The organism is Veillonella tobetsuensis, assembly GCF_002959935.1.
GTDB classification, from domain to species: Bacteria; Bacillota; Negativicutes; order Veillonellales; family Veillonellaceae; genus Veillonella; species Veillonella tobetsuensis.
Genome location: NZ_PPDF01000008.1, coordinates 545,204 through 558,190, shown reverse-complemented (window position 1 = coordinate 558,190; position 12,987 = coordinate 545,204). Strand labels below are relative to the sequence as shown.

Here is a 12,987-nt window from a genome sequence, read left to right as displayed (position 1 = left end):
GTGTTGGAGTAGGAACTGGTTGCGGTGCTGGTGTTGGTTGTGGCGCCGGTTGCGGTGCTGGTGTTGGTTGTGGCGCTGGTTGCGGTGCCGGTGTTGGCGTTGGTGCCGGTGTTGGCGTTGGTGTTGGCACTGGTTGTGGTGCAGGTGTTACTGTTGTATTACCGTACACATATTTACCTTGACCATTTTGATCCGCTTGCCATGTAATAGCACCTTCTTTAGCATAGCCAGACGTTACTACCTTGAAACGGCCAGATTCAGCACCTTCAGAAGCAATGGCTACTGTGCCTTCAAGGTTTCTTTCACCAGTCACATAGTTATGGTAATACACCTTATGTGCAAGATTATCTAAAACCTTGTTTACATTATCCTCAGTAGACAAGTCTAATCCCTTGCGGCTAGTGTATAGATGAGCGCCAGCATTAGGGGCTGCGCTTGTAATATGAATGTCACCACCCCAGAAAGAATCAGCCGTTAAACCATTATATGTTGTGGTTGGCGGTGTATATTCTGGATCCTCGGTATCTGCATATTCATCATTAGGATCATAAATAAAATTCACATGGCCTTCGAGTTTATCAATATAGAGTTTATTGTGCTCATTTTGTTCTACCATATTTTGAAAATTGCGATTCGTAGAACCAACGAGTCGATGTACACGGCTAGGCATAGTACTACTATCAAGGTTGGTACCATCAAGGCCACCTTGATATAATAGCTCCCAATCCCCTCTTTCACCAAGGAACACATTGATATGATTATAGTTTCGCCTATTTTCATCAGCTAAATTGAAAGCTAGCCCAGACCAATTGGATTCCTCACCATCTATACCGATATTAATGGTTGAGCTATAATTTGGATCATTTTTAACTATAACATCGCCTTCAACGAATATTTTATCACCCGTAAATTCGCCGTGATGATCATGAACACCTATATTAATTGTACCCCCTTGAGCAAGGGCAACAGGTGTACTCACTCTACCAGAATTATATACACCTTTTTTCAATTTAATGTCTCCACCATTTTTACTGGTAGCAAATGCACTATGACCATAGCCAATATTAGAATATCCATCTTCAATAATAACCATACCACCATTCGCTACTATAGAAGATATATTTTTATCGTATTCTGGGAATACACGTATCATATCATCACTGTTAGCTACAAAATCTGTATTATCAGTATACGGAGCGGTATAGGCCGCATCTACCATCATATTAGGCATTACAGATCCAGCAATCGCCAGTGCCACAGCTAACGATAGCTTTGCTTTACTTACATGTCTCATAATAGTCCTCTCAATCACACAATGTAAACAAACTATAAATTACCTTAAATTATAATTTATAGTTTGTCGTTTGTAAATATGAGAAGAAAAATTAGTACTGGACTGTAGTATTGGTTGAGCCCTTTAATACCTATCCTAAAAATTAAAACACGCCTGTTCTAATTCTAGGGACACTATACCAGGCTATCTTACTAATTACTACAGGCGTGTTCTAATTTAAAATCCCCTTGATAAGTACCTAGATACTCATCAAGGGGATTGTTTTAATTATGAACTATACCGATGTCAGATTAGAATTGGTAGTTAAGGTCTAAACGATAGTAGTTAGAAAGTTTATCGTTATCACCAGTAGACTTGTTAGTTTTGTTGTTGAAACCGTAATATGCTGTTAAGCCTACATTATCTTGTAATGCGTAGTTTGCAGTTGCTATCCAACCTTTGAAGCCACGTAATTTAGTTACAAATGTAGCTGTATTATCAAGGTATCGAGTAGTATCATCATAGCCAACTTGCCATGTAGAAGATTGAGCAGCCATGTTTTCACCAAAATTGAAATATTGTGCTTTCACATCCCATGTACCACGTTTAGTTTGATTATATGCACCGTACCCAAGGCCAGCCGTCCAACCATAACCATAAGATACGCCAGGGGCTTTCACCCATTCACCACCAACCCAAACTTTATCAAAGTTCATATCTGTGCTGAAGCCATACATGTTGCGAATATCATTGTTAGAGGCTTTCTCTATATTATGACGAGCAAAGAATGCACCAATATTTACATGTTTATTCAATTCACCTTTTAAACTTGCATACGTAATAGTGAAGTTTTTATCTCTAGTAATTGTGCGTTCACCATATTCATCAGTTGCATAGCCGCCTTCAACAGCATAACCATAAGCTGCTTGGAATTGAACTTTATCATTGCCCGCATTGAATTGAGCGCCATCAAATGTATCATCATAGATTAAACCATTACCAAATGTTTGTTGGAAACGACCAATCTTAGCAGATACCCGTTCACCAAATTTATGATTTACATACGCACGATCAAACATTACTGTTCCAGGCTTTACGCCAATAGCTCCTACACCAGTTGGATTATGAGCATCACCAAATTCAATGTTACCAGAAGTCAAACGAACTATAGCTTCTGTACGATCATTAACCTTTGCATTAAATTGAACACGAGCGCGAGCATCGAATAAAGAACGTTGACTATAATCACGAGAATCAAGATTTGTTCTATCAGTTACATAGTGACCATTCTTTTCTTGTGCACCCAAATAACGAAGACGCATATCGCCTGTTACTTTCACATTACCTACGCGGTCTTCCAATCGTCCAACACGAACACCTAAGTTATTCAATTCATTAGAGAATTCATCAGCCAAGCGATTAATCATAGCTTGTTGTTCTGCATTAGCGCGGTCTTGATTAGCCATTGCTTTAGCAATCATTTGAGCCATTTCAAAACGAGTAATTTCTTTTTGCCCTTTGAATGTCCCATCTGGATAACCATTCACAACACCAGCTGCAGCCAATTGAGATACGGCTTGATAAGCCCAAGAATCTGTACTCACATCAGAAAATGGATTGTTAGCAAATGCCGTTGTTACACCTAATACAGCAGTTGCTGCTAACATTGCGGTAAATTGTTTTTTCATAATCTTACCCCACATACCAACTATACACTGTTAAAATTAACAATTAATAACTAATATAAACCTTTAAATACAAGTTATTATTATCAAAATATTTATACATTGTTAGTGTATCATATAAAAATATTTTTTCATAGTAATTTCATGAATATAAAATGTAGCATTAAGGACTTTCCTTCATACATGCTCTCCCTATCCTACAAACCTTTACTAATTAACAATCCCCTTGATAAGTACCTAGATACTCATCAAGGGGATTGTTTTAATTATGAACTATACCAATGGTCAGATTAGAATTGGTAATTTAACTCAACGCGATAGTAGTTAGATAATTTACGATATCTAGCATATTGTTCAGGGTTATTACGACCTTTAAAGCCCGCATAAGCACTTAAACCTAAGTTATCTTGTAATGCATAATTTACAGTTGTGAGCCAACCTTTATAGCCATGGAACTCGATATGACCTGTATTATCTGACTGTGTTGAATCATAAGCAATATTCCATTTAGAGGAGATAGCCCCCATATGCGAACCAAAGTTAAAATATTGAGCCTTTACATCCCAAGTACCTTGTTTAGCAAGGTCATAATCGCCATAACCGATACCAGCCGTCCAAGCATATGCATGTTTTGCATGCGTATCTTTCACAGTTTCCGCACCAATCCAAAGCTTGTTAAATTTCATATCTGTGCTAAAACCATACACATTTTTTAGGCTATGATCTAAAACCTTTTGTGTGTTAAAGCGCGTAAAGAAACCGCCTACATTGATATGTTTATTTAACTGACCTTTAACACTAGCATAAGAAATCGTATGATTATACTCTGCCGGAACGTTTACATAAAGCCCTGTAAGTAGATACCCATGTGCGCCTTGAAATTGGACTTTATCATTGCCAATATTTAGTTGAACCCCATCAAATTTATCATCATGGATCAAACCATTACCAATCATTTGATCAAAACGACCCGCTTTTACAGATACACGTTCGCCAAATTTATGATTTACATAGACGCGGTCAACAGTAAGTAGGCCAATCGACTCTCCACTCGGATTATAGGCAGCGCCTAATTCAAAATTATCAGATGCAACACGTACAACCGCATCAGTGCGGTCATTTACCTTCGCATTAAATTGAATACGAGCACGAGCATCAAAACGTGTCTTCTCACTATATTCCCCGTCGCTTCTTATAAAATCTGGTCCCATTGCTTTAGTGCCAAGATATCGAAGTCGCACATCACCAGTCACCTTTACATTGCCAACGCGGTCCTCTAAACGACCTACGCGAACGCCCAAATTATTCAATTCGTTAGAGAATTCGTCTGCCAAACGATTAATCATCGCTTGTTGTTCTGCATTAGCACGATCTTGATTAGCCATCGCCTTTGCAACCATTTGAGCCATTTCAAAACGAGTAATCTCTTTTTGGCCTTTGAAAGTCCCATCTGGATAACCATTAACTATACCAGACGCTGCCAATTGGGATACAGCTTGGTATGCCCAAGAATCTGGCGTTACATCGGAAAATGGATTAGCTGCGAAAGCTGTTGTTACACTTAACACAGCCATTGCTGCCAACATAGGAGCAAATTGTGATTTCATAAAATACCTCTCTAAAAGACTATATATTCACAAATATAGTTGAATCAATTCTATATGTATCCTCGTTTCCATATATGAAAAGTATACAACTACAGTATCCTTTCGTAGTATAACAATGAGAAATAAATAATCGTTAATAATATTATAAATTTTTCATATTATTTTCATGTTTTACAGTGATTCATGTATATTTTCCTGAAATATACAAAAAAGGTGACGAAACTAATATTTCGCCACCTTTGTGGTCTTTATTAATTTGTACTAATCTATTTAATTAGAATTCGTAGTTAAGATCTACACGATAGAAATCAGGCTCACAACCACAATCTTGATATTTCCAATCGAAACCATAATAAGCGGATAATCCAACTCTGTTTTTCAATGCATAATCAACTGTTGCCATCCAACCTTTAAAACCAGCCCCATACGGTTGATTCCATGTAGTATCAATGATCAAAGCATTATTTTTCATATTAAAATGTTGAACTTTTACACCCCAAGTACCTTGTTTTGCAATGTCGTAGTTACCATAACCAATGCCTGCCGTCCAAGCTGTAGATTCTTCAATATTAGAGGCTTTCAACCATTCACCGCCAACCCATACTTTATTGACGTTTACATTAGCATTGAAACCATATAATCCTTTAACAGGTTCATTGATTTCAAAATCTTCACCGTTAAAACGAGTGTAGAAACCACCTACATCAAGGTGTTTACCAACTTTACCATTCAAGTTTAATACAACGAGTTCCGGATTTATATCTGTCACCATATATCTAAATTCACCAGACACCATATAGCCATACGCTGCTTGGAGTTGAACTTTTTCATTGCCTGCATTGAATTGAAGGCCATCAAATTCGCCATCAAAGGATAAACCATTACCCAACATTTGACCAAAACGGCCGGCTTTCATAGATACATGTTTACCAAATTTATGATTTACATAAGCGCGATCAAATTTTACAGTAGTAGGATCTTCACCAAAACCAAACATTGAATTTGGATTATATGTTTCACCTAGCTCGAAATTACCAGTTGTTAAACGAACAACAGCATCTGTGCGATCATTTACCTTGCCATTGAAGAGAATGCGGGCACGAGAATCAAATCTGTATCTACTTTGAACGCCTCCATGCCCAATAGTTGGAGATGGCAAATTGTCGTATAAACTCCTAATATAGCGCAATCTCATATCGCCAGTTATTTTTACATTACCCACCCGTTCCTCTAAACGATCAACACGAACGCCTAAGTTATGCAATTCGTCGGAGAACTCATCGGCCAAACGATTAATCATCGCTTGTTGTTCTGCATTAGCACGGTCTTGATTAGCCATCGCTTTGGCAATCATTTGAGCCATTTCAAAACGAGTAATCTCTTTTTGGCCTTTGAAAGTCCCATCTGGATAGCCATTGATGATGCCAACACTCGCCAATTGAGATACAGATTGATAGGCCCAAGAATCTGGCGTTACATCGGAAAATGGATTAGCGCCAAATGCAGTCGTCACACCCAACACGGCAGCGGCCGCAAACATTGCAGAAAATTGTCTTTTCATAATTAAACCTCTTACTACTATATAACACACACAACTGTACTAGTGCCTAAATACATATTACTTATATCTCTATATTCAAATATGCATTTCATGCATTAGTAAAATGTATTTTCAGTATAACAGTAAGAATTAAATAATCCTTAATAAGAGCGTAAACTATTCATTTATATTTCATCATGTATTCATATGTACTATTTTCATATAAAAAGATGGCGAAACCTATGTCTCGCCATCTCTATTTGCTTTATTAAATTATGTAATCTTATAGATTAGAATTGGTAATTAAGGTCTACGCGGTATAAATCGTCTTCTTTAGCACCGTCCTGACTTTTCCAATCAAAGCCATAATAAGCAGTTAAGCCAACATTATTTTGTAATGCATAATTAGCTGTTGCTAACCAACCTTTAAAACCTGTCCCAACGTAAGGTTGATCCCAAGTAGAATCAAAGATTAGAGCATTATTTTTCATGTTAAAGTATTGAGCTTTTACACCCCAAGTACCTTGTTTTGTAATGTCATAATTGCTGTAACCAACGCCTGCCGTCCAAGCTGTAGATTCTGTGATTTTAGAAGCTTTCAACCATTCACCACCAATCCAAACTTTATTAACGTTAACATTAGCATTAAAACCATATAATCCTTTTACAACTTTATATACTTGTAAATCTTCACCGTTAACACGAGTATAGAAACCACCTATATCAAGGTGTTTACCAACTTTACCATTCAAGTTTAATACAACGAGTTCTGGATTTAAATTTGTTGCCATATTTTGGAAGTCTCCAGACATCATATAGCCATAAGCTGCTTGGAATTGAACTTTTTCATTACTAGCATTGAATTGAAGACCATCAAATGTACCATCAAATGCTAAACCAGCACCTAACATTTGGCCAAAACGACCAGCTTTAAGGGATACGCGTTCACCGAATTTGTGGTTAACATACGCACGGTCAACTTTAACTGTTGTATCAGCTGTAGCATCGCCAAATTCAAAATCACCAGCAACTACACGAACAACTGCATCAGTACGATCATTTACTTTTGCATTGAATTGTAAACGTGCACGACCATCAAAATTAACCTGGTTATTTGTAAACTTTTGATAACGAAGACGAGCATCACCAGTAACTTTTACATTACCAACGCGATCTTCCAAACGAGCTACACGAACGCCCAAGTTATTCAATTCGTTGGAGAATTCGTCAGCCAAACGGTTAATCATAGCTTGTTGTTCAGCGTTAGCACGGTCTTGGTTAGCCATAGCTTTAGCGATCATTTGAGCCATTTCGTAACGAGTGATATCATTTTGGCCTTTGAAAGTGCCATCTGGATAACCATTAACGATACCAGATGCTGCCAATTGGGAAACTGCTTGGTATGCCCAAGAATCAGGAGTTACATCGGAGAATGGGTTAGCTGCGAAAGCTGTAGTTACACCCAATACTGCTGTTGCTGCAAAGATTGCGGCGAATTGTTTTTTCATAAAACCACCTCTTATACTAACTACACACATACAATAGTGTTACCTCGATACATGATGCATATGTGTCCACGTTTCCATATGCATTATATTCATCGATTAAATGTACTTTTAGTATAACAACGATAATTAAATAAACCTTAACAAAAAAACAAACTATTCATTTGTATTTCATACTTTTATACAAAAAAGCTGGTGAAAACAAGTTTCGCCAGCTTTGTATTCTTAATTAAATCTAGAAAAAATATGTAATCGCAACCATTCAAGCACTGAACATACTGCAAATATTAAGATTGATACACCAACCATATGTAAAAGAAAAAATGGTGAATCAAAATAGTTATTTGCTTGAACTACTGTATTCCATAACCAATCACTAATAATAGGATTATTATGGATTAAATATACTGCAAATGTAGTAGATGCTACTGTATTAATAAATGGACTATATGAAATTTTTATATTCTTAAATATTGTAAATATGCCAATAGCAGCCAATAAGCCAACTACAGAGTTTCCTTTATGGGCTAAATACATAATATACAGGCCCTCATGTATATGAATATCATTCCACAAGATAGAGGCCAATATAAGTATAATACTCATAATACCAGCATATATAGATATCTTATCTAATTTTGCATCTCCATATTTACGAATATAAGCACCAATCATATACATAATGCCAAATGTAAAATAGGATGTTAGATATCCACCACCACTGATAAATGTACTAATCAGTGTAGGAACGGTATAAAATATAGTGGTTAATACAATTATGATTTGCCCCAATCGAGCTTTACTAACACTATTAATGATTTTATTAAATAAAGGTATTGATACATATAGTAATAAGTACGATCTGGCAAACCAGTTTAATGGTGTCAGTGGAAATATGGACTTATATATATAATCTGTCTTAATGGAAATCCCTAATGCAAAAGCCAATAGTAAAATAATGATTCCCCAAAAATAGGTACACGATAGTAGTTTCAATACCTTATTCCATCTAAAGGTTTGATTTACAAGAAAATATCCTGTTATGATGACAAAAATATCAACAGCGACCTTACTCCATGCCCCTAAGAACTGCATTCCCAGTAGATTAAACGATATAGTATCTATATTATCAAAATAGCTAAGTACATAATAGTGCCCCAACAACACCATGAACATACTAATCACCCGTAACAACTCAATGTTAGACTGACGTTGCGTTGCTATGTTTCCCTTATTCATGCTTTCCCCTATCCCCTATTTCAAATATGGTTTTAAATTTTCTTGTACTTCCTCAGCATATCGATCTAATAAATCATAGCGTTTCCGATATTGACTACGTTTTTGTGATTTAATTTCTTCAATCGGTTTACGGTATTCCTCTAATGGAATTATATAGAATCTTGGGTCTTGTGAAAGTTCCCCTCCACTTTCTTGCCACAAGGAATCTAGCTCTGCTACCTTAGCGCGATGACCGCGAACTAAATGAGTATTTGCATAAAAACCTTCATCAGATACAGCATAAATTATTTCTACACCACATTGTTGGGCAACTAATCTAAGCAAGTACATGATAAAATTTTTCGGACGATAGCCAAACATCTTTTTCGTAGCTGTCTTGGCATTGGCTAAACCATCCTTATACCCCTGAATGGTGCCAATCCACATGGCTTTTTCCCCATTAAAGCCCTTACCAAAGCGGAAGTTTGCATGATAAACACCTTCAGATTCTAAGGTCAGTAATAGCGTCAATAATCCCTCTTTACGCTGCCCTGCACCGTAATATAATTGGGCTTTCATGTTGAGCTCTTCAGATTGCCATACCACAAGACCACGTTTGATACGACTCACATCATCTAAGAAATTATCTTTATCTACAGAATACATAGACTGAATCGCTTTATCGGTGAATACATTTTGTATGTAATCAAAGTGATTGATGATGGCATCTAATCGCTCATTCGCCGTAGATTCTTTAAAGAAGAAGATACGTGTCATCAATTCGTATAACCCAATTTGACGATGTAATAATTCTGGATCTGGTTTAAAGTTAGCAAAATAGTTTTCTAACCGATTCATTTGCTGACGGCGACTGATGGAGCGAACTGTATGTAATACAACACGGCGAGTTTCTCTCCAGCTACGCTTACCATATATTTTTCGGCCTTTTGCCCATTGATTTTGTATATACTGTAACACCTTATCACCTCAAATTACGAACTATCGTTATTATGGAATCTACCATCTTGGAGATGGTAAAAGTAGTTTCAACACGTTTATATCCCTCATTAATTATAGATTCCCTAAGAACATTATTTATCATCATCTCTTGCATGGTATCTGCAATAGATGTACTATTTACGGTTTCTAACAGAATACCAGATGTACCATTCTCAATAATTTCAACTTGTGCACCCGATGTGCTTGTAATAACAGGCACCTTACAATACATTGCTTCACATAATACAAGACCAAACGCTTCTTGAACCTTAGATGGGGCCACTAAACAGTGAATAGAACGGTAAAACTGGTTCATATCCTTTTGAAATCCCATATATTGTACATAATCCTGCATCTTATGTTCTGCAATGTACTGATGCATGCGCTCGATATCAGAGGGCTTACCATCACCACATATACGTAATAAAATAGCTCTATCTCTATCATGAATGATTTTAATTGCATCTAATAACTCAAAGATGCCTTTATTTTCGATAATACGCCCTGCATAACCAACGATAAATGGACTAGTAGAAATACTTTCATTTTCAAGTACAGGAAAACGCTGTGTATTTACGCCATTATAAACGAGATGGTATTTATGAGCTATGTCGGCAATGACCTGAACATCATAGACTCGTTTAGATACACAGATAAAAGCATCTACCTGTGATTGTATCCATCGGTGGTACATATCGGTTTTTGCGTGTACCACATTATGTTTATAAAAGATAAGTTTAGCCCCTGTTAAACGTTTGAGAGCCAAGCATAAAAGGATATATTTACCCGAATGGCATTGAATAACATCAATACCATATTGCTTCATTTGTTTAACAATAGAACCAATAGATAAAAAACCTTTACACGAATAAAGATTAGCTGTAATGATTTCTGCTACTGACGTAAATCGGTCTTGTAGTTCCTGATTTGTTTCATCTACTAAAACAAAAGAGGGTATCTGCCGTCGATGTAGTTCGTCGCACATATCATATACATATTGCTCTCCGCCGCCCCATACTTTGGCGCCTACTACGTTCAGTATCGACATAGATACCCTCCTTTAAATATATATTGTAATTAACTATATATATTTAATCATATATGTATTTATTTTTCATCTACTTTTTAGAAAATAGTATCTTTTCATGATTGATCAACCAAGTTGTTAGTAAAGTCCAATCACGTGCTTCATCAGAATGATTATCGATAGGTCGAACTTGTTCCACAGGCTCAGTTGAAGGCACATTACTTTCACCATAATCCATACGGACATCACCCATCATAGTATCATTCATCCATTGATAAGGAGTTACTAAGGTTTCAGGCTGCTCCTCAAATAACGATGGAGTAATAGAATAATACTCAAATCCTTTAGGTGCAATAGCCTCGATAATCGTTGGCATAAGGCTCATATGAGTACCTTTTTGTGTAGCAATCATCGTACTATCTAGTTCAGGATGTTGCAATAATCCCACCGTACAGAAGGTATCGCGTAATGTATAATCACGGTGAATAAGCGACGTATTATTTAAAGAACCAAATAGATTAGAATGATCACCGGTAACGACAAATAAACTATCTGGGTATGCTTCCTTCATAGCTTCAACGAATCTAAAAAGTGCCTTATCGCTATAACGATACGTAGCGAGTTCCTTATTACGAGTCCTATTTGAACGTAAGTCTTCTCCTACATTAGGCATAACCTTTTTAGGGTCATAGTCGAGTAACGAATCCTCCATTTTATAAGGTCCATGATTAGAGGTTGTATAAATAAAATGGAAAGTAGGCTCATCAATTTCTTTGATTTGTTGCTCAATGTTCTCTAAAAATACATGGTCATAGACACCTACCCAAGTTTTCGGCGCATCAGGTCCACAGAATATGGATGCACTTTCAACACGGTCAAAGCCTTGGGCCTTACCAAAGTGATTAAAATTACCATAAGATGCATTTCCACCGTACCAATAAATAGTTTGGTAACCTAAGCGTTTCATTTGATGTGCAAAGGATGTAGGAAGTGATTCAGTCCAAAAACTTTCTCGTTCATTGACCTCTAAGCCTGCATCATAAATGCCACTCATAAGACTCACGATAGAGGGCCTCGAAACATTACCAGCTGGTAAAAAATTAGGAATTTGAACTGTATGCGATTGCTCTTTAAAATTCCATAATCCTGGGCAAATATTAAGAGATTTATGCGTCTCATCTAATGACCACTGAGGAATACTTTCACCAACAATAAAGAAAATATGGTTAGGTTTACTAATCTTAGGACCTTTAGCAATTCTTTTAAAAGCATATAACGGATTATCTAGCTCATGCCAATTCTCTTTATATTCACTAGGTACAACACGACTAACAGCGTGATTAATATTTTCCTCAGATGTAGTATATTCTGAGCGTAGAGGATGTTTATAAACCGTTTCCAATGCACATAAATCAGGTACAGTCGCACGAGCAAAAAATATATCTTCTTTTACAACTGTAGGAATCGTATCCCATTCTGGCTTATCGTCATGAGATAAAGTACCACCATAACGAAACCAATAGAAACCGATTACAGAAAGGGATACTAAGAAAAAGTTCCAACCTACCACTATCCAAGTATCTGTTAAATAAGCTGCTGGATAAGAAAAGGATGGGAGAGATAAGCTCAATTTACCCATATACCAAGATACAATTGCTACTGGGATAAATCCTAGTAAAACTAGGGCACCTCTATCTTGGTTGAAAAATACATCAATGAGGTTTCGTTTCTCTGCATGCTTACCATAATGGACCATATAGTTATACGTATCGTGAAAATGCTTGTAAAATATCATCTTCCCTGCAAAGGCAGCATATACTACACAAGAGTAAATCGTTAATCCAATGAGACGCACCATATCTTCATATTGATGATATGTATCAAACCATAGTGCAGGAATAGTAACAAATACTAAAGGCACTAAAAATACATAGGCATCAAAATCCATGCCCCACCAAAATCCATAGCGTAGAGCTCCTATAACAGATTTCCATCGATTTTTCCAAGATGGATATGGATTATAAACACGCATAAAAATCAAACGAAATATAGTGCTTAAAATAGGTACCCAAATCATTAATTTTATATTTTGTTGTAATGATAGAAAAAATTGTTCGCTCATTATATATTATG

8 protein-coding genes and 1 pseudogene are annotated in these 12,987 nt (G+C 36.5%); all 9 read right to left on the bottom strand.

Translation table 11 applies throughout. From position 1 onward, the window contains the following. Positions 1 to 1,294, bottom strand: a pseudogene (locus VTHSUH11_RS05695) (autotransporter outer membrane beta-barrel domain-containing protein); the annotation flags it as partial. A gap of 290 nt (positions 1,295 to 1,584) precedes the next feature. Then, a complete protein-coding gene (locus tag VTHSUH11_RS05690) occupies positions 1,585 to 2,961 on the bottom strand; it encodes an S-layer homology domain-containing protein (RefSeq protein ID WP_105092950.1) in 1,377 nt (458 codons plus the stop codon). A 287-nt stretch (positions 2,962 to 3,248) separates the two neighbouring features. Beyond that, entirely contained in the window at positions 3,249 to 4,565 is a 1,317-nt protein-coding gene (locus tag VTHSUH11_RS05685; protein ID WP_105092949.1) for an S-layer homology domain-containing protein, read from the bottom strand. A 274-nt stretch (positions 4,566 to 4,839) separates the two neighbouring features. Continuing rightward, entirely contained in the window at positions 4,840 to 6,126 is a 1,287-nt protein-coding gene (locus VTHSUH11_RS05680) for a putative porin (RefSeq protein ID WP_105092948.1), read from the bottom strand. Between the two features lie 269 nt (positions 6,127 to 6,395). Continuing rightward, a complete protein-coding gene (locus VTHSUH11_RS05675) occupies positions 6,396 to 7,613 on the bottom strand; it encodes an S-layer homology domain-containing protein (protein ID WP_105092947.1) in 1,218 nt (405 codons plus the stop codon). A gap of 222 nt (positions 7,614 to 7,835) precedes the next feature. Further along, entirely contained in the window at positions 7,836 to 8,849 is a 1,014-nt protein-coding gene (locus tag VTHSUH11_RS05670; protein WP_105092946.1) for an acyltransferase, read from the bottom strand. 15 nt (positions 8,850 to 8,864) lie between these two features. Then, on the bottom strand, positions 8,865 to 9,806 hold the full coding sequence (locus VTHSUH11_RS05665) for a VirK/YbjX family protein (RefSeq protein ID WP_105092945.1): 942 nt from the start codon (positions 9,804 to 9,806) through the stop codon (positions 8,865 to 8,867). 4 nt (positions 9,807 to 9,810) lie between these two features. Further along, a complete protein-coding gene (locus tag VTHSUH11_RS05660) occupies positions 9,811 to 10,875 on the bottom strand; it encodes a glycosyltransferase family 4 protein (RefSeq protein ID WP_105092944.1) in 1,065 nt (354 codons plus the stop codon). Positions 10,876 to 10,945: 70 nt separating this feature from the next. Next, positions 10,946 to 12,976 carry an LTA synthase family protein gene (locus VTHSUH11_RS05655; protein WP_105092943.1) on the bottom strand — a complete coding sequence of 677 codons (2,031 nt, stop codon included), beginning with the start codon at positions 12,974 to 12,976 and terminating at the stop codon, positions 10,946 to 10,948. Positions 12,977 to 12,987 lie beyond the last annotated feature (11 nt).

Coding starts and splice junctions, on each gene's coding strand:
- VTHSUH11_RS05660 (WP_105092944.1), bottom strand. CDS start 10,875: ATGTCGATACTGAACGTAGTAGGCGCCAAAGTATGGGGCGGCGGAGAG.
- VTHSUH11_RS05655 (WP_105092943.1), bottom strand. CDS start 12,976: ATGAGCGAACAATTTTTTCTATCATTACAACAAAATATAAAATTAATG.
- VTHSUH11_RS05690 (WP_105092950.1), bottom strand. CDS start 2,961: ATGAAAAAACAATTTACCGCAATGTTAGCAGCAACTGCTGTATTAGGT.
- VTHSUH11_RS05680 (WP_105092948.1), bottom strand. CDS start 6,126: ATGAAAAGACAATTTTCTGCAATGTTTGCGGCCGCTGCCGTGTTGGGT.
- VTHSUH11_RS05670 (WP_105092946.1), bottom strand. CDS start 8,849: ATGAATAAGGGAAACATAGCAACGCAACGTCAGTCTAACATTGAGTTG.
- VTHSUH11_RS05675 (WP_105092947.1), bottom strand. CDS start 7,613: ATGAAAAAACAATTCGCCGCAATCTTTGCAGCAACAGCAGTATTGGGT.
- VTHSUH11_RS05685 (WP_105092949.1), bottom strand. CDS start 4,565: ATGAAATCACAATTTGCTCCTATGTTGGCAGCAATGGCTGTGTTAAGT.